The sequence below is a fragment of the Burkholderia sp. E168m15 genome (assembly GCF_016586105.1).
Taxonomy (GTDB): domain Bacteria; phylum Pseudomonadota; class Gammaproteobacteria; order Burkholderiales; family Burkholderiaceae; genus Burkholderia; species Burkholderia orbicola.
On record NZ_BCPO01000152.1, the window covers coordinates 1 to 23,663 of the forward strand.

20 protein-coding genes and 1 pseudogene are annotated in these 23,663 nt (G+C 67.1%); 13 read left to right on the plus strand and 8 right to left on the minus strand.

Annotated elements, in window-relative coordinates; all coding sequences use genetic code 11:
• The 8 genes and pseudogenes from JMF86_RS22025 to JMF86_RS22060 form a co-directional block, all read left to right on the plus strand.
• A pseudogene (locus JMF86_RS22025) lies at positions 1-242 on the plus strand (hypothetical protein); the annotation flags it as partial.
• A gap of 104 nt (positions 243-346) precedes the next feature.
• Positions 347-2,977 (plus strand): poly-beta-1,6 N-acetyl-D-glucosamine export porin PgaA, encoded by a 2,631-nt coding sequence (gene pgaA / locus JMF86_RS22030; protein WP_011694703.1) that lies wholly within the window; start codon positions 347-349, stop codon positions 2,975-2,977.
• A 13-nt stretch (positions 2,978-2,990) separates the two neighbouring features.
• The gene (gene pgaB / locus JMF86_RS22035; protein WP_011547961.1) at positions 2,991-5,084 is read left to right on the plus strand and encodes a poly-beta-1,6-N-acetyl-D-glucosamine N-deacetylase PgaB; all 2,094 of its coding nucleotides are present in this window, start codon (positions 2,991-2,993) and stop codon (positions 5,082-5,084) included.
• On the plus strand, positions 5,081-6,352 hold the full coding sequence (pgaC, locus tag JMF86_RS22040) for a poly-beta-1,6-N-acetyl-D-glucosamine synthase (RefSeq protein WP_011547962.1): 1,272 nt from the start codon (positions 5,081-5,083) through the stop codon (positions 6,350-6,352). The genes pgaB and pgaC overlap by 4 nt, the downstream gene beginning before the upstream one ends.
• Positions 6,330-6,818: a hypothetical protein gene (locus tag JMF86_RS22045; protein WP_011547963.1), complete on the plus strand. Its 489-nt coding sequence runs from the start codon at positions 6,330-6,332 to the stop codon at positions 6,816-6,818. Before pgaC ends, JMF86_RS22045 begins: the two co-directional genes overlap by 23 nt.
• A gap of 118 nt (positions 6,819-6,936) precedes the next feature.
• Positions 6,937-8,760 (plus strand): glutamine--fructose-6-phosphate transaminase (isomerizing), encoded by a 1,824-nt coding sequence (gene glmS, locus JMF86_RS22050; protein WP_011547964.1) that lies wholly within the window; start codon positions 6,937-6,939, stop codon positions 8,758-8,760.
• Positions 8,757-10,025, plus strand: coding sequence for a hypothetical protein (locus JMF86_RS22055; RefSeq protein WP_011547965.1), 1,269 nt, complete (start codon positions 8,757-8,759; stop codon positions 10,023-10,025). Before glmS ends, JMF86_RS22055 begins: the two co-directional genes overlap by 4 nt.
• Before the next feature lie 289 nt (positions 10,026-10,314).
• Positions 10,315-11,151 carry a cytochrome c gene (locus tag JMF86_RS22060; protein ID WP_011547966.1) on the plus strand — a complete coding sequence of 279 codons (837 nt, stop codon included), beginning with the start codon at positions 10,315-10,317 and terminating at the stop codon, positions 11,149-11,151.
• A gap of 33 nt (positions 11,152-11,184) precedes the next feature.
• On the opposite strand, the gene JMF86_RS22065 is transcribed toward JMF86_RS22060, so the two are convergent.
• The 3 genes from JMF86_RS22065 to JMF86_RS22075 are packed head-to-tail and all read right to left on the minus strand — an operon-like array spanning position 11,185 to position 14,166.
• Positions 11,185-12,441 (minus strand): Zn-dependent hydrolase, encoded by a 1,257-nt coding sequence (locus JMF86_RS22065; RefSeq protein WP_011547967.1) that lies wholly within the window; start codon positions 12,439-12,441, stop codon positions 11,185-11,187.
• The gene (locus JMF86_RS22070) at positions 12,434-12,958 is read right to left on the minus strand and encodes an L-2-amino-thiazoline-4-carboxylic acid hydrolase (protein ID WP_011547968.1); all 525 of its coding nucleotides are present in this window, start codon (positions 12,956-12,958) and stop codon (positions 12,434-12,436) included. The genes JMF86_RS22065 and JMF86_RS22070 overlap by 8 nt, the downstream gene beginning before the upstream one ends.
• Before the next feature lie 41 nt (positions 12,959-12,999).
• Positions 13,000-14,166, minus strand: coding sequence for a branched-chain amino acid ABC transporter substrate-binding protein (locus JMF86_RS22075; protein WP_011547969.1), 1,167 nt, complete (start codon positions 14,164-14,166; stop codon positions 13,000-13,002).
• A gap of 180 nt (positions 14,167-14,346) precedes the next feature.
• On the opposite strand from JMF86_RS22075, the gene JMF86_RS22080 reads away from it, so the two are divergent.
• From JMF86_RS22080 to ahpF, 5 genes are all read left to right on the plus strand, one after another.
• Positions 14,347-15,243, plus strand: a complete 897-nt coding sequence (locus JMF86_RS22080) for a LysR substrate-binding domain-containing protein (protein WP_011547970.1) — start codon at positions 14,347-14,349, stop codon at positions 15,241-15,243.
• Between the two features lie 91 nt (positions 15,244-15,334).
• Entirely contained in the window at positions 15,335-15,553 is a 219-nt protein-coding gene (locus JMF86_RS22085; RefSeq protein ID WP_011547971.1) for a hypothetical protein, read from the plus strand.
• Complete coding sequence (locus JMF86_RS22090) at positions 15,547-15,912, plus strand: type II toxin-antitoxin system VapC family toxin (protein ID WP_011547972.1); 366 nt, start codon at positions 15,547-15,549, stop codon at positions 15,910-15,912. The genes JMF86_RS22085 and JMF86_RS22090 overlap by 7 nt, the downstream gene beginning before the upstream one ends.
• Before the next feature lie 296 nt (positions 15,913-16,208).
• Positions 16,209-16,772: an alkyl hydroperoxide reductase subunit C gene (gene ahpC / locus JMF86_RS22095; RefSeq protein ID WP_011547973.1), complete on the plus strand. Its 564-nt coding sequence runs from the start codon at positions 16,209-16,211 to the stop codon at positions 16,770-16,772.
• Between the two features lie 118 nt (positions 16,773-16,890).
• Complete coding sequence (ahpF, locus tag JMF86_RS22100) at positions 16,891-18,492, plus strand: alkyl hydroperoxide reductase subunit F (RefSeq protein ID WP_011547974.1); 1,602 nt, start codon at positions 16,891-16,893, stop codon at positions 18,490-18,492.
• Positions 18,493-18,587: 95 nt separating this feature from the next.
• On the opposite strand, the gene JMF86_RS22105 is transcribed toward ahpF, so the two are convergent.
• The 5 genes from JMF86_RS22105 to JMF86_RS22125 all read right to left on the minus strand — a co-directional run bounded on the left by JMF86_RS22105 (position 18,588) and on the right by JMF86_RS22125 (position 23,662).
• Positions 18,588-19,421 (minus strand): hypothetical protein, encoded by an 834-nt coding sequence (locus JMF86_RS22105; protein WP_011547975.1) that lies wholly within the window; start codon positions 19,419-19,421, stop codon positions 18,588-18,590.
• 156 nt (positions 19,422-19,577) lie between these two features.
• Positions 19,578-20,477: a lipid A hydroxylase LpxO gene (lpxO, locus tag JMF86_RS22110; protein WP_011694702.1), complete on the minus strand. Its 900-nt coding sequence runs from the start codon at positions 20,475-20,477 to the stop codon at positions 19,578-19,580.
• Between the two features lie 205 nt (positions 20,478-20,682).
• Positions 20,683-21,237 (minus strand): carboxymuconolactone decarboxylase family protein, encoded by a 555-nt coding sequence (locus tag JMF86_RS22115; RefSeq protein ID WP_011547977.1) that lies wholly within the window; start codon positions 21,235-21,237, stop codon positions 20,683-20,685.
• A 25-nt stretch (positions 21,238-21,262) separates the two neighbouring features.
• The gene (locus JMF86_RS22120) at positions 21,263-22,597 is read right to left on the minus strand and encodes an aspartate aminotransferase family protein (RefSeq protein ID WP_011547978.1); all 1,335 of its coding nucleotides are present in this window, start codon (positions 22,595-22,597) and stop codon (positions 21,263-21,265) included.
• Positions 22,598-22,612: 15 nt separating this feature from the next.
• Entirely contained in the window at positions 22,613-23,662 is a 1,050-nt protein-coding gene (locus JMF86_RS22125) for a C45 family peptidase (protein WP_011547979.1), read from the minus strand.
• Position 23,663 lies beyond the last annotated feature (1 nt).

A 23,663-nucleotide genomic window follows, 5' to 3' on the forward strand; every position in this document is an offset into this window, starting at 1 on the left:
ATCCCGACCCCGGGCCGAGACTGCAACCTCAGTCGTATATCGCCGGCACGGCGCACATGGAGGCCACCAGCGTCACGCACGACGAAGTGGAAGGTGCCCGCGCTCTGGCCAGGGCGCGCTGGTGCGCACGGATCGACGAATGGAGCTGTGTGGAGCAGAACGCGAGCCGTGCACTCGCCATCGATCCGACGAACAGCGAATCGCGCGCGTTGCTCGGACAAGCGGTCCGCAACCGCCTGTGAACCGACCGGATGCCGCCGGGCCTCGCCGCCCGGCGACGCGATAGCCGGCGAAGCACGCCGTCGGGCGTGCAACCGATGTGATCGTTTCAAAGTGAGGAGACATCGTGGCTAACAATCGTCAACAACAATGCACCACCGTCGTTCCGCCGAACCGGCGGGTCCTCCTGCATGCGCCGTTGCTGTGCCTGCTCGTCGCGTCCGGCCCGTGCCTTGCCGCCGAAGGCGACGCGAAGCCGCGCGACGCGAGTGCAATCTCCGGCTCCCATGGTGCGCCGGATGCGCTGCCGCCCGACCTGCAGCCGACGGGCGCGTCGACGCAGGCCGCCCAAGGTTCGGGCACGCAGCCCCCTCATGCGCCGACGCCGATCGCACGGGCCTCGGATGCGTCGATGCAGATCGCACAGGCGAGCCCCGCGATGCCGACCACCGTCGTCGTGGACCCGGATGCAGCGCAGCCGGGTGCTCCGGTGCCGGACGCAACCGCGTCGAATGCACCTGCGCCGGCCGCGCACGCGCCGAATGCGCCGATGCTGCTTGTGCAGGCATTCGACACGGTGCCGCCGGATGCGCCGGCACCACGCGTGCCAACGTCGGATGCACCTCAACAACTCGCCCAAACCGCGCCCCCCGCACCGCCGGCTACGCCGACGCTCGTCGCGCAGGCATCCGGCACGCCGATGCCGAACTCGCCCACGCCCGCGGCCCAGCCGCCTGGCGTCGAGCCGCCGTCGTCCCGGCAACCGGGTTCACAGTCACCGGGCGCGCAGCTCCCCGGCGAGGCGATCCAGCGATCGCAAGGACCCGACGTCGAGGCGCCGAATGCGCAGGCGCCGAATCTTCGCACCGCCGACGTCGCGACGGTGCGCAACGACGTGTTCGGCCTCGCGGCCAGCGGCGGCGCGGTCAAGGCGCTCGACGAAGCGAAGGCCCGGCCCGATGCATTCTCCGCCGTCGACATCGCGCAACTGGAAGAACTGTCGATTCGCCAGCAGGTGCGCGGCGGACGCGACAAGTCGCGTTCGATGACGAGTTCGGACCGCTTCGACGGGCTCGACAACGCGCTGCGCGCCGCCGACGACCTCGACAAGCGGATACCGGCCACGCCGGAGTACACGCCGGTCCGCACGGCGCTCGCCGGTGACCGGGTGGTCGCCCTCGCCGCACGCGGCGACATGAAGGCGGCCGTCACGACGTTCGAGACGATTCCGTCCAACGCGGAGATCTCGATCGACGCGCTGGCGGCCGTCGGCGATGCGTACCTGTACCTGAGCGAGCCGGCCAAGGCGAACACCGTGTACGCGCGGGCGTTGCAGCAGGCCACCGCGTCGCCGACCGATCGCGCGACCCGCGGCTTCCAGTATGGCGCCCGCACGCAGCCGATCGAGCTGCGCGAAGGGCTGTTCTGGTCGTACGTCGACCAGGCGCGCGCGCCCGAAGCGAAGCAGGTGCTCGACGACATGGAGAAGTCGCTGCCGCCGGTCAAGCAGGTGACCAACGTCGGTCCGGGAGAAAGCGACTATCTGCGCTACTACCGGCTGCGCGCGCAGTACCTGATCTTCACGGGTCACGTCGACCAGGGCATCGCCGCCCTCGAACAGCTCGAGAAAGAGGTGCCGTTCAACGCCGAGGTCCGTGCCGCGCACGCCGACGCCGTGTCGGGCCAGTCGCATCCGCGCCAGGCGATCTCGATGTATCGCGCATCGCTGACCGATCACCCGGACAGCGTCGAGATGCTCGCGGGCCTCGGCCGCGCATCGCTCACGGCAGACGACTACGCGACCGCGAAGACCGTCGATCAGACCCTGGGCAACACGTTCCCGGACAGCGGCTCCGTGCGCAGCTTCAAGCGCGACTACAACGCCTACCGCAGCCCGGTGTTCACGACCGACCTGAGCTTCGAGCACGGTAACAGCGCACTGGCCGACAACAGCTTCACGTCGGACAGCTACATCTATTCGCAACCGTTCGGCGACAACTGGCGGATCTTCTCGCATACGTTCTTCGGCCATGCGCAAACCGACGGCGGCAGCGTCAGCCGCACGCGCACCGGCATCGGCGGCGACTATCGGCACGGGCCGCTCACCGTGCTGGGCGAGGTCACGCGTTCGATGGGCGGGGACGGCCGGACCGGCGGTCGCGGGACGATCGCGTACGCGCTGAACGACTACTGGACGGTCGGCGCCGGGCTGGACACCAACGACAACTCGCTGCCGTGGAAGGCGTATGCCGCGCACATCTGGGGCCGCTCCGCGAACGTCGAGGTCGTGTATCGCCAGAACGACCGGCGCGAAGTCAAGCTGAGCTACGGCGTGAGCCGCTACAGCGATTCGAACCTGCACCAGGAGATCGCGGCGACCGCCACGCAGCGCGTGTACACGTCCGCGAACCAGCTCGTCAACGTCTCGCTGAATCTCGGCACCGACAGCAACACGCGCCAGGACGCGCCCTACTTCAGCCCCGGTCGCGACTACGCGGCCGCGGCGACCGTGATGCATCAGCTGACGCTGTGGAAGAAAGGTGACACGGGGCTGCAACAGCGCGTGTCGGTATCGGGCGGCGTGTACAACGAGCGCGGCTTCGGCACCAGCCCGCTGTGGAGCGCGCGCCTCGAGCACGCGTGGACGTTCAAGCACGACATCACGCTGAGCTACGGCGTCGAGGTCAGCAGCCACGCATACGACGGCCAGCGCGAACGCTCCGAAACCGGCTTCTTGTCGCTCAACCTGCCGTTTTAGCAAGGAGCTCTGAATGCAATCCAGACGGACCTTCATGTGCGGATGCCTCGGCACGTTTGCCGCCTGTTCGCTGTTCCCGGGCGTGACCGGCGCCAAGATGATCGATCTGCTGCCGCCGTCCGATCCGGCCGACGGCAAGACGTTTCGCGTGATCTGCATGCACGACGTGCGCGACAACCTGATGGCGTCGTTCTCGTCGCCGACCGCGATCATCGATCCGTTCGCGGTCGATACCGGCACGCTGACCGCGATCTTCTCGTGGCTGCAGACCAACAACTACCACACCATCACGGTCAAGCAGATCGAAGAGTCGCGCCGCGGCGGCAAGCCGCTGCCGCCGCGCTCCGTGCTGCTCACGTTCGACGACGGCTTCCGCAGCCACTACACGAAAGTGCTGCCGCTGCTCGAGCGCTTCAAGTATCCGGCCGTGATGGGCCTCGTCACCGCGTGGATCGACACGCCGCCGGATACGCCGATCCGCATCAGCGACAAGGTGCAAGTGCCGCGCGACTACTTCCTGTCGTGGGACGAGGTGAAGAAGCTCGGCCAGTCTGAATTCGTCGAGCTCGGCTGCCACACCCACAATCTCCACCATGGCGCGGTCGCGAATCCGCAAGGCAACGAGCTGCCGGCGACCACGTCGCATCTCTACCTGCAAGATCAGAAACGCTACGAGACCGACGCCGAGTTCCACGCCCGCGTGCACGACGACCTGCAGACGTGCGTGCGGCAGATCCGCGAACGCACCGGTATCGTCGCGCGCTCGATGGTGTGGCCGTACGGCGCGGAAAACCAGCCCGTGCGCCAGATCTCGACGTCGCTCGGCATGGACGTCCAGTTCAGCCTCGATGCCGGCCCGAATACGCCGGACGTGCCGCTCGACCGACTGAGACGGATTCTGATGATGTACGACGTCGACATCGGCGGGTTCGAGCGCTCGATGCGCGAACCGGCGTCGAACCGCGGCGACGTCGACGTGCCCGAGCGCACCGTGCAGGTCGATCTCGACCAGGTCTACGATCCCGATCCCGCACGGCAGGAAGCGAATCTCGGCAAGCTGATCGAGCGCATCTACCGGATGCAGCCGAAATCGGTGTACCTGCAGGCGTTTGCGGACCCGAAGGGCACGGGCGTGGCCGAAGCGGTGTATTTCCCGAACCGGCACCTGCCGATGCGTTCCGACCTGTTCTCGCGTGCCGCGTGGCAACTCAATACGCGCGCCAACGTACAGGTGTACGCGTGGATGCCGGTGCTCGCGTTCCGGCCGTCCCCCGACAAGCTCCGCTCGCTCCAGGCCGTGAGCGCGTTCGGCGGTGCGCCGGCTAGAGAGAACGGCACGCGCGTGTTCCGGCTGAGTCCGTTCGATCCCGATGCGCGGCTGATGATCCAGCAGATCTACGAGGATCTCAGCAAGCACGCGTCGTTCAGCGGCATCCTGTTCAGCGACGACGCGGTGCTCGACGACTACGAGGATGGGGGCCGGCATGCGCTGCGCACCTATTCGCAATGGGGGTTGCCGGCCGACATCGGCAAGATCCGCGAGAACCCCGACCTGATGAAACGCTGGACGCGCCAGAAGACGCGCTACCTGATCGACATGACCCGGCAACTCGAGCAGATCGTGCTGGCGCACCAGAACGTCGGCGACGTGCTGACCGCGCGCAACATCTTCGCGATGCCGGTGCTCAAGCCCGAATCGGAAGCGTGGTTCGCGCAGAACTACGACGATTTCCTCGCCGCCTACGACTACGTCGCGCTGATGGCGATGCCGTACATGGAACAGGCGAAAGACCCGGAAGGCTGGCTGGACCAGCTCGTGAAGGCCGTACGCGCGAAGCAGCGTGGGCTGCAGCGCACCGTGTTCGAACTGCAGGCATACGACTGGCACGGGCAGAAGGCGGTGCCGGCCGGCACGCTGCTCGCGCAGATGCGGCGGCTGCGCAGCGAGGGCGCCGTGAATTTCGGCTACTACCCCGACAACTTCCTGAACGGCCAGCCGGAACTCGACGCGATGCGCGACGTGATGTCGCTGAAATCGCGCCTCGACCCCACCTCGATCAACGCGCTGATGCAGATGCAGCACTCGCAGGGAACCAAGACACCATGACCTCCCATAGCCTCATCCAGCGCCTGCAGGATTTCGTCTTCTACTATCCGTTCTTCATGTCGTACCTGTGGATGATCGGCGGCGTCGTGCACTACTTCCTGCTCGAGGAAGGCCGCGAGCTGTCGACGCGCACGATCGCGTCGAGCGGCATCCCGAAGGTGTCGATCGTCGTGCCCTGCTTCAACGAAGCCGCGAACGCGCGCAGCGTGATCGGCCACCTGAACGGGATGCAGTATCCGAACTACGACATCATCGCGGTCAACGACGGCAGCAAGGATCGCACCGGCGAGATCCTCAACGAGCTGGCCGTCGAGATCCCGCGGCTGCTCGTGATCCATCACGCGCGCAACGAAGGCAAGGCGGTCGGGCTGACGACCGCGGCGGCCGTGTCGAACGCGGAATACCTGCTGTGCATCGACGGCGACGCGCTGCTCGCGCACGATGCGATCGGCTGGATGCTCGAGCACTTCCTGACCGACCCGGGCGTCGGCGCGGTGACCGGCAACCCGCGCATCCGCACGCGCACGTCGCTGCTCGGCCGCATGCAGGTCGGCGAATTCTCGTCGATCGTCGGGCTGATCAAGCGCACGCAACAGGTGTACGGCCGCATCTTCACGGTGTCGGGCGTGATCACGATGTTCCGCAAGACGGCGCTCGCCGACGTCGGCTACTGGAGCTCGGACATGCTCACCGAGGACATCGACATCAGCTGGAAGCTGCAATGCCGCGACTGGCGCGTCGTGTACGAGCCGCACGCGCTCAGCTGGATCCTGATGCCGGAGACGGTGAAGGGGCTCTACCGGCAGCGGCTGCGCTGGTCGAAGGGCGGCATCCAGGTGCTGCTCAAGTACGCGGGCACGCTGATGCGGCCGACGCAGATGATGATGTGGCCGCTGTTCGCCGAATACCTGATCGGCATCGCGTGGGCGTACTCGATGACGTTCATCCTGCTGCTCGCGTTGATCGACGTCGTCTATCCGCTTCCGCCGAACTGGCATGTGTCCGTGGTGCCGCACTGGCACGGGATGCTGCTGGTCGCGACCTGCATCCTGCAGCTGATCATCGGCAGCATGATCGATCGTCGTTACGACGAAAAACTCCTGATGTACTTCCTTGACACCATCTGGTACCCCGTCGCGTTCTGGCTGATCAGCATGATCACCACCGTCATCGCCCTGCCCGCCGTCGTGCTGCGGGGCCGTGGCAAGCGCGCCGTTTGGGTCAGTCCCGACCGAGGCATTCAACATGAAGAACGCGCCGATTATTGACCTTTCCCTGCGCGCACCGCGCGACATGATCGCCGAACGCGGCAACATCGTCGGGCCCGTGCTCGTCGCGTGGTTCCGTCTCGTGCGGCCTGCGCTGGTCGGGGGCGTATGGGCCTCGATCTGCATCTATACGTACCGTTACCTGCTGCCGTTCAACGAGGCCGAGATGCCGATCGAACAGATCGTGTTCTACGTGACGAGCATCGCGCTGATCGCCGGCACGATCGTCATGTGGCTGATCGCGGGGCGCGTCGTGCATCCGCTCGCGTACCGGTTGCGGGTGTCGAAGATGCTGCGGCGCTCGGCCAGCGTGAAGGTGCGCTCGGTACCGCCGACCGCGTTCGCGAGCGAGCGCCGGCGCGGCGCGCGACGCACGACGCGCATTCTCGTCGCGTCGCACGATGCGAACGGGTCGATTTCCGGCATCGAGTGGATCGCGCATGCCGAGCCACAACCGCGCGAATGAATCGCCGGAAACGTGCCGCGCCGGGCGCGACGCCTGCCGCGCGACGTGGCACCGCTTTCGACACCGTGCTGGCGCGCGACACGCGCCAGTCGACAACTTCCTGGAGACGAGGTGAATCATGTGCGGAATCGTCGGAGCAAGCGGCCGGAACAATCAAGTGCCGCAACTGGTCAACGCGCTGAGCCGGCTCGAATATCGCGGCTACGATTCGTGCGGCATCGCCGTGCAGGGCGACGGCCGCCTGCGCAGCGAACGCACGTTGAGACGCGTGACCGACTTGCAGGACCGCGTGCTGACGCTCGGCCTCGAAGCGCAGACCTGCATCGCGCATACGCGCTGGGCGACGCACGGCGCGCCATCGGAAATGAACGCGCACCCGATCATGTCGGGCGACACGATCGCGGTCGTGCACAACGGGATCATCGAGAACCACGACACGCTGCGCGCCGAACTGAAGCAACGCGGCTATACGTTCCGCGGGCAGACCGATACCGAAGTCATCGCGCACCTGATCCACAGCCTCTATCGCGACGACCTGTTCGACGCGGTCGTACGCGCCGTCAAGCGGCTGCACGGTGCGTACGCGATCGCGGTGCTCAGTGCGCGCGAGCCGCAGCGCCTCGTCGCCGCGCGCGCCGGCTCGCCGCTCGTGATCGGCATCGGCGCCGAGCAGAACTACCTGGCGTCCGACTGCGCGGCGCTCGGCGACCTGACCGACCGCTTCGTGTACCTGGAGGACGGCGACGTCGCGCTGATCACGCCGGAGCGCATCGCCGTGGTCGATGCGGGCGGGCAGGAAGCGCGGCGCCCGTTGTGCGAAGTGAAGGCGCGCGCGGACGACGCCGCGCTCGGCCCGTACCAGCACTTCATGCAGAAGGAAATCTTCGAGCAGCCGAAGGCGATCGACAGCACGCTCGACGGCATCGACGCGATCTCGCCGGCGCTGTTCGACGCGACGGAAGGTACGCGCGCGCTGCTGTCGCGGGTGAGAAGCGTGCTGCTGCTCGGCTGCGGCACCAGCTACTACGCGGGCCTGACCGCGAAGTACTGGCTCGAAAGCATCGCGGGCGTGCCGGCGCAGGTCGAGATCGCCAGCGAATACCGCTACCGCGACACGGTGGCCGATCCGCGCACGCTCGTCGTCGGTATCTCGCAGTCGGGTGAAACGGCCGACACCATCGGCGCGATCGAGCAGGCGCGTGCGATGGGCCAGGACCTGTCGATGGCGATCTGCAACGTCGCGACCAGCACGATCGCGCGCAACGCGCCGCTGCGGTTCCTCACGCGGGCCGGCGCCGAACTCGGTGTCGCGTCGACCAAGGCGTTCACCACGCAGCTCGTCGCGCTGTTCGTGCTGACGCTGACGCTCGCGCAACTGCGCGGCCGGCTCGATGCGGCACAAGTCGCGACGCACCTGAAGCAATTACGCGCGCTGCCCGATCGCATCAGCCACGCGCTCGCGCTGGAAACGCAGATCATGGGCTGGGCCACGAAGTTCGCCCGCACCGAGAACGCGCTGTTCCTCGGGCGCGGCATCCATTTCCCGATCGCGCTGGAAGGCGCGCTGAAGTTGAAGGAGGTGTCGTACATCCATGCGGAAGGCTATGCGGCCGGCGAACTGAAGCACGGGCCGCTCGCGCTCGTCACGAGCGCGATGCCGGTCGTCACGATCGCGCCGGACGACCGCCTGTTCCAGAAGCTGAAGTCCAACATGGCCGAGGTGCGTGCGCGCGGCGGGCGGCTTTACGTGCTGGCCGGCAATCAGCTCGAGATCGACGCCGACCGCGACACGCACCTGATCCGCGTGCGCGAATCGGGCGACCTGCTGTCGCCGATCGTCAACGTGATTCCGCTGCAACTGCTCGCGTATCACGTCGGCTGCGCACGCGGCGCGGACGTCGACAAGCCGCGCAACCTCGCGAAATCGGTGACCGTCGAATGACGCGACGAACGCGCCCGGTACAGGCGGTCATGCGGCTGGCCATGGCTGCCCTCTGCGGCGCGGGCGGCATCGGCACGGCGTCGCCGCCTGCCTTTGCCGGCGCGCCGGTCGTGCATACGGTCACCGTGCCGAGCACCCCGGCGCCGCAGGACACCGGCGACCCGCGGCGCTTCATGCACGGCATCGGCGTGGCCGACGCCGGTGACGGCAAACGCTGGGTGTTCTTCAGCAGCTCGGGTGTCGTGCCGCGCGGCGCGCGGCGCGGCGGTAGCTGGCCGCATGACGTGTACGTCGGCGAATGGGCGCCCGGCGAGCCGCGCGTGCTGCGCGTGCGCACGTTCATCAGCCGCCCCGAGGCGCAGGAGCCCGTCTCGATCGCGCAGAACGCGCACGGCGACATCTTCGTCACGTTCGAGGATGGCTGGAATACGTCGCAGGAAGTCAGCCAGCGCTACGGCGTCTACCGCCGCGACCTGAAACCGATCAAGCCCTACCCGAACGACGTCGAATCGGGCGGCCACTCGGGTCACGTCGCGACGGTCGCCGACCGCTTCGTCGTGTTCTATTCCGCGGACTGGGTCAACGGCGGCGGGGTCGACAACCTCGGCAGCGGCAACGGCGTCTACCTGAAAACCTACGACGCGGCCGGGCGCGTGCTGAACCATGTCGCGGTCGCGCCGCGCCGCCGCGAGTGGTGGCCCGTGATCGCGGGCTCGCCGCGCAACGCGCTGCTCGTGTGGCAGAAATTCATCGACGGCAGCACGGACGCGACGCTCGAATACGCGATGTTCGACCCGGTCACCGCGAAACTGGACAAACTCGGATCGCTGAACGATGCGATCCAGTACTACGTGTATTCAGCCGCCTATGTGCCGGAGATCGACCGTTTCATCGTCGTCACGACGACCGCGGACGAGCGCGGCGTCGCGATGCTGATTGCGCCGGACGGCCGCCGCACGGCGACGCTCGATTGCCTGCCCGCGTCGGTGCGCGAATCGGGCCTCGGCGTCGTCGGCACGCACGCGTATGTGCCGACCCGCGACGGGCGGCTGCTGACGCTCGCGCTCACGCCGGCGGACATGAAGGTAAGCGGCGTGCAGCGCTCGCCGATTCCGTGGGGCTCGACCGGCATCGCCGGCTTCCCGGCGCGCGGCACGGCGATGCATTTCGTGTCGCTGACGCCGTCGGGGCTGCGCGAAGCCGATTTCGATCCGAAGCAGGACACGCCGATGCCGAAGAACGAAGTGTCGTGTTCGAGTCATTGACGGCGCTCCGGTAACGCACTGTCGTCGTGAACGCGGACTGGCCGCGTGTCTCCCCGTGCCCGTCGTCTTTCCGCCGTCCGAACCACGCCGCGACAGACGACACCTCGCCCACTCGGTCGCCCGGTAGTCGGGCATGCCGTCGTGGGCCTGCCCGACCCCAACTGCCGCGCCTTTCCTCTGCCGAATTCGCCAGCGCCGCCCGTACCGGCTAGACTGTCGCCCGATTCCTTCCATCGGCCGCGGCGTCCCGCCTCCTGCCGCCGCCGGAACGCCCCTTCCCGGAGAACGAATGCTGAAGCGCCAGTGGTTTTCGCTCGTGCTGCTGACGGTTTGCCTGCTCGGGCAACGCGCGTCGGCCCAGTCCACGCTCGAACTCGACACCGACGGCACGACGCGTGCCCTCACCCGCCAGACGTTGCTCGCGCGCGCCGATGCGGCCGCCATCCACGTGCCGCGCGATATCGCCTACGGGCGGCCGATGACGTTCCGCGCGGTGCCGTTCGCCGCGCTGCTCGGCGACACGCCGCTGCCGGCCGACGGCGTGCTCGAAACGCGCGCGGCCGACGGTTTCGCCGCGCAACTGCCGCTCGAGCTCGTGCGCCGCCGCGCGCCGGCCGGCGCGATCCCGTGGCTCGCGATCGAGGACCCGGCCCATCCATGGCCGAAGCTGCCCGGCAAGCAGGTCAGCGCGGGGCCGTTCTATCTCGTCTGGCTCGGGCCGGACGCGTCGTCGGTGCGCGGCGAGCAGTGGCCGTACCAGATCGTGCGCATCACGATCGAATCGTCACCGCTCGCGCGCTGGCCGTCGCTCGCGGTCGACACCGCGTTGCCCGCGAACGACCCGGCCCGCGCGGGCCAGCGCCTGTTCGTCACGCAATGTCTCGCGTGTCACCGCGTCGACGGCGCGGGCAGCAGCCACGCCGGCCCCGACCTGAACACGCCGATGAACCCGGTCGACTACTTCCAGCCCGCCGCGCTGCGCCGCTACATCCGCAATCCGGCGTCGGTACGCGACTGGCCGGGCCGCAGCATGCCGGCGTTTCCGCCCGATCAACTGAGCGATCGCGAACTCGACCAGATCGTCGCGTATCTCGCGTACATGGCGCGGCGCAAGACGGCAAAATAACGCGCGCCATCCATCCGGCCGCACCCGGCGCGCTTACGCTTCCTGCGCGCTCTGCAACACCGCGCGCAACAGCACGTCGGCGCCCGCCGTCGCCCATTCCGGCGTAATCGCTTCGGCCTCGTTGTGGCTCAGCCCGTCGACGCACGGCACGAAGATCATGCCGGTCGGCGCGACACGCGCGACATAGCACGCGTCATGGCCCGCGCCGGACACGATGTCCATGTGCGACAGTCCGAGCGAGCGCGCCGCGTCACGCACCGTGTCGATGCAGCGTGGCGCGAACGGCACCGGCGCATACGTGAAGATCTGCTCGATCCGCGCGCCGAGGCCGGTTTCGTCGGCCAGGCGCGCGAGTTCCGCGCGTAGCGCCGCGTCCAGTTCATCGAGGACCGCATCGTCGGGGTGACGGAATTCCACCGTGAAGAAGCAGCCGCCCGGCACCGTGTTACGCGAATTCGGCCGCGCCTCGATCATCCCGACCGTCGCGCGCGCATCCGGTGCGTAGCGGCGGCCGAGCACTTCGATGAACGAGATCATCCGTGCCGCGCCAACCAGCGCGTCGCGACGGAACGCCATCGGCGTCGTACCGGCGTGCGCGTCGACCCCGGTGAGCGTCACCTCGTACCAGCGCTGCCCCTGCCCGGCCGTCACGACGCCGATCGTCTTGCCGGCCCGTTCCAGAATCGCGCCCTGCTCGATATGCAGTTCGTACGCCGCGTGCACCGGATAGCCGCCAACCGGCTCCGCGCCTGCGTAGCCGATCCGTTCGAGCTCCTCGCCGATCGTCCGGCCCGTGCCGTCGCTGCGCGACAACCCGTATTCGAGCGTATAGACGCCCGAGAACACGCCGGCCGACACCATCGCCGGCGCGAAGCGCGAGCCTTCCTCGTTGGTCCAGATCACGACGTCGACCGGGCGCTCGGTCTCGATGCCCGCGTCGTTCAGCGCGCGCACGACTTCGAGCCCGCCGAGCACGCCGTAAATGCCGTCGTAGCGGCCACCGGTGGGCTGCGAATCGGCGTGCGAGCCCGTCATCACCGGTGCGGCGTCCGGATTGCGGCCTGCGCGGCGCGCGAACACGTTGCCCATCCGGTCGACGCGCACCGTACAGCCGGCGTCGCGCGCCCACCGCACGAACAGGTCACGCGACTCGCGGTCGAGATCGGTCAGCGCGAGGCGGCACACGCCGCCCTTCGGCGTCGCGCCGATCTGCGCCATCCGTTCGAGCGACGCCCACAGGCGGTCGCCGTCGACGCGCGGCATGCGCGCGGTATCGGCATCGTTACGCATCGCCGTTCTCCGGCGCGCGTTGCAGCGCATAGCGAAAATCGCAGCGCTTGCCGCCCTGCATGATCGTGCTGGTGCGCGTGAGCGCGATGTCCGGCGCATAGCCCTGAATGAAATAGCTGTCGCGCGCGCAGCTCAGCAGGTGGCCGATCTCGCCGAGCCCCATCGCGTGATACATCTCCGCATAGCTGCAGCGATGCACGTCGTAGTCGTAGTGCGCGTCGTCCGCGCGCCGCACCTCGACGTCGAGCGCATCGTCCTTCTCCCACAGCACCTGCAGCGCGATGAACGACTTCACGCTCGTGCCGTCCGGCTCCTGCGCGGCGAACGTCCGGCCCGCGTCGACGGCCGCGCCGCGCACGGCCTCCGCGATCACGGCCTGCGCGCGCTCGGCGCCGAACTCGCGCTTCATGATCTCGTAGATCGGCTTGATGATTTCCGCTTCGATGCGGCGCCGCGCGAGGATCCCGAGGCGTGTGTCCTCGGGTGCGGCGGCGGATGTCGGGTGCGCTTCTGTCATGGGGATCGTCCTGGTTTTTTTGTCGTTTTGTCGTTTTGTCGTTACTTGGCCGCGGTGCGCGAGCCGCCGAGCACGTCGACGACGGCCCACTTGCCGCCGCGCACCTGGTAGATCGTGAAGGCCGGGTCCTTCAGGTTGCCTTCGGCGTCGAACGCGATGCGCCCGGTCACGCCGGGCCGCACGATCGCACGAACGGCCGCGACCAGCTTCGCCGGCTGGGTCGTGCCGGCCTTCTGCGCGGCCGCGATCAGCGTGGCGGCCGCGTCGTACGCGAACGGCGCATGCAGTTCGATCGGCGCGTGAAAGCGTGCCTGGTATTGCGTGTCGAACGCGTTGCCGCCCGGCATCCGGTCGAGCGGCAGGCCCGGTTCGAGCGCCGTCACGCCGTCGCCGTCCTTGCCGGCGAGCGACAGAAAGGTCTGACTCACGAAGCCGCCCGCACCGAGCAGCGGCGCGTTCACGCCGAGCTGGCGCATCCGGCGCGCGATCGGCGCGGCCTGCGCGTCGAGGCCGCCGAAGAACACGAGATCCGCGCGCTTGCCCTTGATCGCGGTCAGCACGCCGCTGAAGTCGGTCGTCTTGTCGTTCACGTACTGACGATCGACGATCGTGCCGCCGTTCGCCTGCACGCCCTTGATGAACTGGTCGGCCAGCCCCGCGCCGAACGACGTGCGATCGTCGAGCACCGCGATGCGCCTCGCCTTCAGCGTCTTCACCGCGTACGCACCGGTGAAGTGTCCACCTGCATCGTCGTGACCCATGATGCGGAACGCCGTCGCGTAGCCCTGCTGCGTGTATTGATGACCGGTGGAGGCCGGCGCGATCTGTGGAATGCCCGCATCGCGGTACACGCGCGACGCCGGCACGCTGCAGCCCGTGTTCCAGTGACCGACGACGCCGATCACGTGCTGGTCGACGAGTTGCTGCGCGACCGCGACGGCCGTGCGCGGGTCGGACTGATCGTCGGCCGCGACGAGCTTGTAGACGACCGGCTTGCCGCCGATGGTCGGATGCTTCGCGTTCGCGTCGTCGATCGCGAGTTGCGCGCCGTTCTGCAAGTCCTTGCCGATCCGCGCGGACGGGCCGGTGAGCGGCGCGGCGAGACCGATCAGGACCGTCTGCGGAGCGGACTGCGCGAACGCGGGAACGGTGGCGACCAGGGCGGCCGCGGAGAAGGCGAGATGGGTGGAAAAGAAAGCGATTTTCATGTGCGGGGACCGGTCAGTCGGATCAAAAAAACATGAAAAATATTAAATATTCGACACTCAAACCCCAAATACCCAATTATTGGATGCTTATGCCGTTCCCGACACATTAACGCACATCACTGTAAATAAAGGGTATTTTTATGTTGTCGCTTACTCTGATTTTTCGATAAAATTCGATACATGAAAAATATCGAACAGTTGCCGCACGATCCGCCGCTGCGCGCGGTGCGTGCGTTCGAAGCATTCGCGCGTCTCGGCTCGGTCACCGCGGCGGCGGGCGAACTCGACATCACACCGTCGGCGGTCAGCCATCAGTTACAACTGCTCGAGGCGTTCATCCAGACGCCGCTGACCGTGCGCGAAGGCCGGCTGCTCGCGCTCACGGACGAGGGACGCGACTACTACCGGTCGATCAGCGCGGCGTTCTCGGTGCTGCGCAGCGCCACACGCTTCGTGCGCGATCGTTCGTCGCTGCGCCAGATCACCGTCAGCCTGATTCCGCTGCTCGGCATCGGCTGGTTCATTCCGCGGCTGCATGCGTTCCTGGCCGACAACACCGATGTCGACGTCACGGTGCTGTACGCACATCACCGCAACTACCGAAGCGATGCGTCGGATCTGTCGATCCGCTTCGGCACCGGCGACTGGCCCGGCTACCGCTGCGAGCGGCTGCTGCCGGGCGCGATGGTGCCGATGTGCAGCCCGTCGTTCCTGAAGCGTCACGGGCCGTTCCGCACGCCGGCCGATCTCGCCCGCGCGCCGCTCGTGCATGACGAGGATCGCAGCACGTGGGTCAACTGGCTGCAGGGCGCCGGCGTGCGGCACGTATCGCACGCGGTGGGGCCGATGTTCGAGGACGGCCAGCTCACGCTGAGCGCCGCCCGCGCCGATCTCGGCGCCGCGCTGCTGCGCGCGCCGCTGGTCCAGCGCGAACTGGCGAACGGCGAGCTGGTGCAACTGTCCGATCACGCGCTGGACGACGGGCGTGATTACTACCTGTGCACGCGCGAGGACGCGGACATGCCGGACGGGGCGCGGCGGCTGGCGGAATGGTTGCGGGAGATGGCGGGGATTTGAGCGGGGCACCTTGCCGCGTCGACCTACCCAAGAGCCTTGCATGCTTTCAAGGCGGCATATATGATATGCATATCATATATCGGAGGTTGCCATGAGCCGGATTCTGGTCGATCTGTCGGATGGCCAACTCGACGAGTTGGCCGTCATCGTCGAGACTCAACACCGTCCCCGCGCCGCCATCATTCGTGACGCGATCGACGCCTACATTGCCCTGAACAAGCACCGGCTTGCCGACGACGTCTTCGGTCTATGGAAAGATCGCACGGTCGACGGGCTCGCCTATCAAGAGGAATTGCGCTCGGAATGGTAAAAGCCCTTTTCGACACCAACATCCTGATCGATTATCTGGGCGGCGTGGAATCCGCGCGTGCGGAGCTAGGCCGCTACGACTATCGCGCAATCAGCATGATCTCGTGGATGGAAGTCCTCGTCGGGGCGTCCGCAAGTGACGAGGCCCCCATCCGTGCATGGCTCTCGTCGTTCAATGTCATCGCGCTCGACAGCACGGTGGCGAATCGCGCCGTGACGATTCGCAAGGAACGCCGCATACGTCTGCCCGACGCAATCGTGTGGGCGTCAGCACAAGTGAACGGGCTGTTGCTCGTATCGCGCAACACGAAGGACTTTCCCGCCTCCGAGCCCGGCGTTCGCGTGCCATATCAGATCTAAGCCGGCGTGCGCGAACGCGTGCCCTCCCCCGTCACGCCTCGGTCCACGCGCACCAGCCTCTCCTCCTGCAACTGGAACACGCGGGATGCTCGCCGCACGCCCCCCATTTGCGCTCATGCCGAGCGCGCGCCCAGCCGTGTCAACGCGTCAAAACCTCCCCGCCCCCACCCAATCAAGGGCCGGAAGCAGATAGAAAATCCCGATGCCTCGGATTGAAACAAGCAATTTCACAAGCTCAGGGTGAACCCGGATACTGGCAACACTCCACTCACCACTGACGAAAAGGAATTGTCCAGATGCCGATCATCAACACCCAAATCAAGCCGTTCAAGGCAACCGCTTACCACAACGGCGAATTCGTGCCCGTGTCGGAAGAGAACTTCAAGGGCAAGTGGTCCGTCGTCGTGTTCTACCCGGCCGACTTCACGTTCGTCTGCCCGACGGAACTGGGCGACCTCGCCGACCGTTACGCGGAATTCCAGAAGCTGGGTGTCGAAATCTACGGCGTGTCGACCGACACGCACTTCACGCACAAGGCATGGCACGACACGTCGGACACGATCGCCAAGATCAAGTACCCGCTGGTCGGCGACCCGACGCTCACGCTGTCGCGCAACTTCGACGTGCTGATCGAGGAAGAAGGGATGGCGCTGCGCGGTACGTTCGTGATCAACCCGGAAGGCGAGATCAAGCTGTGCGAAATCCACGACAACGGTATCGGCCGCGACGCAGGCGAACTGCTGCGCAAGGTCCAGGCCGCGCAATACATCGCCGCGCACCCGGGTGAAGTGTGCCCGGCTAAGTGGACGCCGGGTGCGGAAACGCTGACCCCGTCGCTCGACCTGATCGGCAAGATCTGACGATCGCTCCGCGCGCCTCGCCCGAGGCGCGCGACGGCGGGCCACGCCTCGCGCGGCCCGCGCCCTCCTCCGGCACGACGTGCCCGACCAGCATTATCAATACGGAATCCGAAACGCCATGCTCGACGCCAATCTCAAGAACCAACTCAAAGCGTACCTCGAAAAGATCACGCGCCCGATCGAACTCGTCGCCTCGCTCGACGACAGCGCGAAATCGCAGGAACTGCTGGCACTGCTGAACGAGATTGCGTCGCTGACGGATCGCGTGACCGTAACCGAACGCCGCGACGACGCCGAGCGCAAGCCGTCGTTCTCGATCGGCGAGCCCGGCAAGCCGGCGGGCATCCGCTTCGCCGGCATCCCGATGGGCCATGAATTCACGTCGCTCGTGCTCGCACTGCTGCAGACGGGCGGCCATCCGATCAAGCTCGACGACGACGTGATCGAACAGATCCGCGCGCTCGACGGCGACTACGCATTCGAAACGTTTTTCTCGCTGTCGTGCCAGAACTGCCCGGAAGTCGTGCAGGCGCTGAACGTGATGTCGCTGATCAACCCGCGCATTCGCCACGTCGCGATCGACGGCGCGCTGTTCCAGGATGAAGTCGAGTCGCGCCAGATCATGGCCGTGCCGACGATGTTCCTGAACGGTGCATCGTTCGGCCAGGGCCGCAGCAGCGTGAAGGAAATCCTCGCGAAGCTCGATACGGGCGCCGGCGAACGCGCGGCGAAGTCGCTCGAAAACAAGCCGGTGTTCGACACGCTGATCGTCGGCGGCGGCCCGGCGGGCGCGGCTGCCGCGATCTACTCGGCACGCAAGGGCATCGCGACGGGTGTCGTGGCCGAGCGCTTCGGCGGCCAGGTGCTGGACACGATGGCGATCGAGAACTTCGTGTCGGTTCAGGAAACCGAAGGGCCGAAGTTCGCGACCGCACTCGAACAGCACGTGAAGCAGTACGACGTCGACATCATGGACGTGCAGCGCGCCGACGCGCTGATTCCGGGCGACGTGCATCAGATCCGCCTCGCGAACGGCGCGGTGCTGAAGGCGAAGACGATCGTCCTCGCGACCGGCGCACGCTGGCGCGAAATCAACGTGCCGGGCGAGCGCGAATACCGTAACCGCGGGGTCGCGTACTGCCCGCACTGCGACGGCCCGCTGTTCAAGGGCAAGCGTGTCGCGGTGGTCGGCGGCGGCAACTCGGGCGTCGAGGCCGCGATCGACCTCGCCGGCATCGTGAAGGAAGTCACGCTGATCGAATACGGCGCGCAACTGCGTGCGGACGAAGTGCTGCAACGCAAGCTGCGCAGCCTGCCGAACGTGACGATCGTCACGCAGGCGCAGACGACCGAACTGACCGGCGACGGCAGCAAGCTGAACGGGCTCGTCTACAAGGATTTGCGTTCCGGTGAAACGAAGCGCGTCGACCTCGAAGGCGTGTTCGTGCAGATCGGCCTCGTGCCGAACACCGAATGGCTGAAAGGCACGGTCGAACTGTCGAAGCACGGCGAGATCGTCGTCGATGCACGCGGCGCAACGTCGGTGCCGGGCGTGTTCGCGGCCGGCGACGTGACGACGGTGCCGTTCAAGCAGATCGTGATCGCGGTCGGCGAAGGGGCGAAGGCGTCGCTCGGCGCGTTCGATTACCTGATCCGGCAGGACGTGGCGGCGCCTGCGGCCACTGCGCAGCCGCAGGCCGAAGAAGCGGTCGCCGCCTGACGGACGTCAACGCACCGGCATCATAGTTTGTCTCTCTTGGCCCCGCATGCTTTGGTCGGCGTGCGGGGCCCTTTTTATGCCGAATACATTCGCGGTTACTTGGTCGTGGTCGTGCCGCCGTCCGCCGGCACGGGCGCCGTCGACTTGAAACTGCTCGACTGCCTGACCAGTTGCTCGGTCATCGCGGCCGCCACCGGATTCGCGCCGGACGACGAACCGCCCTGCCGGTACGAACCGGTGCTCGCCGGCATCGAAGAGATCGACGACATCGACGGCGGCGGCAACGACGGGTCGAGCTTCGCCGATTCCCTGACGAGCGCGGCCGTCTCCGGCGTTTCGGATTTCATCGCGGCCGGCGGCGCGGCAGCGGCGGCGTGGCGTTCGAGGCCGTCGCGCTTGCGCGGCGCGCGTTGCGTGACCTGTGCGCGTTGCGTGGCCTGCGCTGGCGCAGCCGACTGAGCGGGTTGGACCGATTGGGCGCGTTGAACGGCCGCAGTCTGGGCCGGAGCCGCGGCCGGCGCCGGAGGGGTCGAATCCTCCGGGTTCACCGTCACGACGTTGACCTTCGGCGGTGGTGCGGCCGGTTTCGTCACCGGTTGCGGCTTGTCGCTGACGACCGGCACCGGTGCAGGCGCGGCGTCGACGCGCGCGGTTGCGGCCGGCGCGGGCGTGGATGTGGTTGGTGCGGGAGGCGGCGCGGCAGCCGCCTGCTTCGGCGCCGTCGCGGCGGCCGGTGCCGGCGGCGCGATCGCGCCCTGCACTGCGTGATCGTTGCCTGCGGGCGCCGCAGCAACAGGCGCGGCCGAATCGCCGATGCCGGCGTCTTCGATCGCACGGTGGTCCGCGCGCAGCAGCATCACGTACGCGGTGCCGGCCGCGGCTACCAGCAGCCCGCCGGCGATCATCATGGTTTTACGGGTACTCGTCATGCTTGCTCACCGACATATCGATGTGAACAAGCCATCATACGCGGCCAATGCGCGTTGATCTCGTACGAATACATTTGGTTGCATTGATGACAGCGCACGGCCATCGGCGCCGCGCCGCACTATCGTCAGACGGAAAAAACCGCCCGCGCGCGCCCGTCAGATGCAGAAGATCGCGACCGCGATCCCGCCGAACAGCAGCCACTTGACGATGTAGTACACGGTGCGATTCCACGCCTTCAAGCGCTTGCCCGCGCGGCGAATCGCATACAGGTACCGGAACGCACGATTGAGCCCGCCCGTGCGATCGCCCGTTTCGTTCGGCGACGCGGCCGCGCGCATCAGCAGTTGTCCGAACGCATCGTTGACGCGCTGCGCCCAGCGATATTTCATCGGGCGATCGATGTCGCAGAACAGGATCACGCGATCGTGGGCGGTGCGGTTTTCGGCCCAGTGCAGGTACGTCTCGTCGAACATCACGGCCTCGCCGTCGCGCCATGTGTACGACTCGCCGTCGACGACGATCCGGCACGCGTCGTCGTTCGGCGTGTCGAGCCCGAGGTGGTAGCGCAACGAGCCCGCATACGGATCGCGATGCAGCCCGAGCGTCCCGCCCGGCGGCAACTGCGCGAACATCGCCGCCTTGATCGACGGAATCCGCGACAGGATCTCGACCGAGCGCGGACACAACGCCTGCGCGGACGGATGCGGCGCGTCGTACCACTTCAGGTAGAAACGCTTCCAGCCGTGGCGAAAGAACGAATTGAAGCCGATGTCGTTGTACTCGCCCGACGCCTTGATCCGGCTCGCATCGCGCAACGCGAGCGCTTCGCGGCGGAACGTGCGCCATTCGCGCTGCAGCTCCGCGAGCTCCGGAAAGTGCTCCGTGTCGAGAAACGGCGTGGTCGGCACCGACGAGAACGCATACGAAAAGCAGTTCAGCGGTGCGGTAAAGGTCGAGTGGTCGGAGAGTTGCCTGAACAACCGGTGCCGAACCTTGCCGCGCCGATGCGTGTACACGACACACGCAATGAACACGATCAACAGGACCCAGCGCATCGATATTTCCCCCATAGCTCTTTTGAAGAAATTCTAGAGACGGGGAAAATTTCTTGCTCTGACGGTGAGATCGCATGTGTGGGTCTCGCAACGGACGAGATGGCCAATCGATCCGTGCCAAAACGCCGAAAAGCCCGTATATACGGGCTTTTCGAGCAATCTGCATGCATGCGCGACAGGCTACCGACGCACGCGCCGGCAGCGATTATTCCGGAAACGGCAAATCAGTTTGTCCGTCTGCGCGCATATCGAACGTGTTGAGCGTCATCGCCACGAGCGCGTAATAGCCGAGCAGCGCGACGAGATTCACGACGGTCTCGTGGCCGAAGCGCGCCTGTGCACGCGCGAACGTCGCATCGCTCACGCGGCGCGTGTCGTACAGCTCGGTGGCGAACGCATGGATCAGCGCATCGTCGTCCGATTCGAATACGGGCGCGACGCCGCGGCGGATCGCGTCGGCCGTTGCGGCCGGCACGCCGGCCTCGAGCGCGATCGGATGATGGATGTGCCACTCGGCCTGCGAGCGCCAGCGCGCGGCCGTCACGAGAATCGCGAGCTCCGACAGGCGCAGCGGCAGCCCCGTGCGATAGCGGCAGAACGCGCCGAGCTTCTGCGCGTGCTGGGCCAGCTCGGGGCTCGCGATCCAGCCGAGGAACGGCCCGTTCAGGTTGCCGCGCGGGCCGCTGAGGATGTCGGCGAGCACGGCCTTCTGTTCGTCGGTGGCCGATGCGGGGTCGAAGGGAGGCAGTCTGTCTGTCATGGTGAGGATTCGATGAGATCGGGGTTCATGCGCCGGCCGACGCGAGCGCCGCGCCGATCGCGCCGGACAGCCGCTCGACGATCGTGTCGATCTGCTGCGCGGTGCACACGAACGGCGGCGCGACCAGGATGTGGTCGCCGTGCACGCCGTCGATCGTGCCACCCATCGGATACACCATCAACCCCCGCTGCATCGCTTCGCGCTTGACCGCCGCATGCAGCTTCAACGCGGGGTCGAAGGTCGCCTTGGTGTCGCGATCGCGCACGAGCTCGACGCCGACGAACAGCCCGCGGCCGCGCACGTCGCCGACATGCGGATGCGTGCCGTAATGCTCGCGCAACGACGCACGCAGTTGCTCGCCGCGCGCCTTCACGTTGTCAAGCAGCTTGTCTTCGGCGATCACGCGCTGCACTTCGAGCGCGGCCGCGCAGGCGGTCGCGTGGCCGAGGTAGGTGTGACCGTGCTGGAAGAAGCCCGAGCCGTCGACGATCGTTCGATAGATACGGTCGCTCACCAGCGTCGCACCGATCGGCTGGTAGCCCGCACCGAGCCCTTTCGCGATCGTCAGCAGATCGGGCGCGACGTCGTCTTCGTCGCATGCATACAGATAGCCCGTGCGCCCCATCCCCGACATGATCTCGTCGAGAATCAGCAGCACACCGTACTTGTCGCACACCGCGCGAATCTTCTTCAGGTACGTGCGCACCGGCGGCACCGCGCCGGCCGTCGCGCCCACTACCGTTTCCGCGACGAACGCCGCGACGTTTTCCGCGCCGAGTTCGACGATCTTCCGTTCGAGCTCGTCCGCGAGGCGCTGCGCGTACGCTTCGTCGGTTTCCCCCGCCTGCTGGTCGCGGTACGCATAGCACGGGCTCACGTGGTGCGCTTCGATCAGCAGCGGCAGGAACGGCTCGCGCCGCCAGGCATTGCCGCCGATCGCGAGCGCGCCGAGCGTGTTGCCGTGATAACTCTGGCGCCGGGCGATGAAATGACGGCGCTGCGGCTCGCCCTTCTCGACGAAATACTGGCGCGCGAGCTTCAGCGCGGCCTCGATCGCCTCCGAGCCGCCCGACACGAAGTACACGTGGTCGAGCCCGGCCGGCGCGGCGTCGACGAGCCGGTCGGCCAGTGCCTCGGCCACGTCGGTCGTGAAGAACGACGTATGCGCGTAAGGCAATTGCTGCGCCTGTCGCTTGATCGCGTCGATCACGCGCTGGTTGCTGTGCCCGAGACACGATACGGCCGCGCCACCGCACGCATCGATATAGCGTTTGCCGGTCGAATCGATGATCTCGATGCCGTCGCCTGCGACGGCAACGGGCAAGGTGGCGCGCGGGGCGCGATGGAAAACGGTCGTCATGCGTGGCCTCATGGATCAGGATGCGCGGTGTGCGCGTCCGGACGGCACGATACGCGTCGCGAAGCGCTGCGTGCCGTGTTGATGGACAGTGAAGTCGATCGCGGTGTCATGAATCTCGAACACCGCGGTCGCCAGCGTGTTCTCGTCGTCGGGATCGGCCGGATCGTCGCGGTAGATCGGCAGCCCTTCCGGCGCGCGATCGCCGAGCACGCTCAGCAGCGCGGCTGCGTCGATCGTATCGATGCCCGGCGTCAGCGTATCGACGCGGCGCTGGCGGTCGGCCGACGACTGCGTGACGATCTGCGCTTCCGCGTCGCAGCCGGGATGCACGAGATGGTTCGCATGGCCGGCCAGCCGCGCGACGTCGACGATCGAGCAGCGTGCGACGCTCGCCTCGATGCTCAGCAAGCGCGCATCGCCGGTCGCCCCGAGCGTGTGATGAAAGCCGCTCGCGCGCGCATGCGATCGCAGCACGTCGGCGGCTGCGTCGAGCGACGTCGCGTCGAGCACGGCGCGCGCGAGGATCATGCGCGGCACGCCCGGCGCCGGCGTGCGGATTCGCAGGTTGTTGATCGCCTGCGCGATGCCCGCGCGGTTCGCGGCAAAGGTATGGCCCGGCAGCGATCCCGGGTAGTAGAAACTGATGAAACCCGGCTTGCCCACCGGCTGCACGTCGACGAGCAGGCAGCGCTCGCGCAGGTACGGATCGCCGTCCTCGTTGTGCGCGATCCAGCGCGTGCCGTTCGCCTCGCGAGCGGCGAGCGTCGTGCAGCCGTCCGGCGCGTTGTGGATCAGCTCGCCGCGGCAGTTCCACAGGAAGATGTCCTCGGCCGGCCAGCCGATGCCCGCCGCGATGCCGTCGAGCTCCGCGACGAGATCGGGATACGCGGCAAGCGCGGCCTGCCGCAGCACCGCGACGAACGGATGACCGCGCCAGCGGCGCACGGCCTCCCATGCGCTGCTCTGCTGCATGTACGCGTCGAATACCGGGCGGGCAAGCTCGCCCAGGCGCACGCCGATGTCGAACGGCGTGCCGGCGATGACGGGGGAAAGGGAAAGCGGCATG

Excerpts from the sequence above, each read along its gene's own strand:
- pgaB (WP_011547961.1), top strand. The coding sequence starts at position 2,991 with ATGCAATCCAGACGGACCTTCATGTGCGGATGCCTCGGCACGTTTGCC.
- pgaC (WP_011547962.1), top strand. The coding sequence starts at position 5,081 with ATGACCTCCCATAGCCTCATCCAGCGCCTGCAGGATTTCGTCTTCTAC.
- JMF86_RS22045 (WP_011547963.1), top strand. The coding sequence starts at position 6,330 with ATGAAGAACGCGCCGATTATTGACCTTTCCCTGCGCGCACCGCGCGAC.
- glmS (WP_011547964.1), top strand. The coding sequence starts at position 6,937 with ATGTGCGGAATCGTCGGAGCAAGCGGCCGGAACAATCAAGTGCCGCAA.
- JMF86_RS22055 (WP_011547965.1), top strand. The coding sequence starts at position 8,757 with ATGACGCGACGAACGCGCCCGGTACAGGCGGTCATGCGGCTGGCCATG.
- JMF86_RS22060 (WP_011547966.1), top strand. The coding sequence starts at position 10,315 with ATGCTGAAGCGCCAGTGGTTTTCGCTCGTGCTGCTGACGGTTTGCCTG.
- JMF86_RS22065 (WP_011547967.1), bottom strand. The coding sequence starts at position 12,441 with ATGCGTAACGATGCCGATACCGCGCGCATGCCGCGCGTCGACGGCGAC.
- JMF86_RS22070 (WP_011547968.1), bottom strand. The coding sequence starts at position 12,958 with ATGACAGAAGCGCACCCGACATCCGCCGCCGCACCCGAGGACACACGC.
- JMF86_RS22075 (WP_011547969.1), bottom strand. The coding sequence starts at position 14,166 with ATGAAAATCGCTTTCTTTTCCACCCATCTCGCCTTCTCCGCGGCCGCC.
- JMF86_RS22080 (WP_011547970.1), top strand. The coding sequence starts at position 14,347 with ATGAAAAATATCGAACAGTTGCCGCACGATCCGCCGCTGCGCGCGGTG.
- JMF86_RS22085 (WP_011547971.1), top strand. The coding sequence starts at position 15,335 with ATGAGCCGGATTCTGGTCGATCTGTCGGATGGCCAACTCGACGAGTTG.
- JMF86_RS22090 (WP_011547972.1), top strand. The coding sequence starts at position 15,547 with ATGGTAAAAGCCCTTTTCGACACCAACATCCTGATCGATTATCTGGGC.
- ahpC (WP_011547973.1), top strand. The coding sequence starts at position 16,209 with ATGCCGATCATCAACACCCAAATCAAGCCGTTCAAGGCAACCGCTTAC.
- ahpF (WP_011547974.1), top strand. The coding sequence starts at position 16,891 with ATGCTCGACGCCAATCTCAAGAACCAACTCAAAGCGTACCTCGAAAAG.
- JMF86_RS22105 (WP_011547975.1), bottom strand. The coding sequence starts at position 19,421 with ATGACGAGTACCCGTAAAACCATGATGATCGCCGGCGGGCTGCTGGTA.
- lpxO (WP_011694702.1), bottom strand. The coding sequence starts at position 20,477 with ATGCGCTGGGTCCTGTTGATCGTGTTCATTGCGTGTGTCGTGTACACG.
- JMF86_RS22115 (WP_011547977.1), bottom strand. The coding sequence starts at position 21,237 with ATGACAGACAGACTGCCTCCCTTCGACCCCGCATCGGCCACCGACGAA.
- JMF86_RS22120 (WP_011547978.1), bottom strand. The coding sequence starts at position 22,597 with ATGACGACCGTTTTCCATCGCGCCCCGCGCGCCACCTTGCCCGTTGCC.
- JMF86_RS22125 (WP_011547979.1), bottom strand. The coding sequence starts at position 23,662 with ATGCCGCTTTCCCTTTCCCCCGTCATCGCCGGCACGCCGTTCGACATC.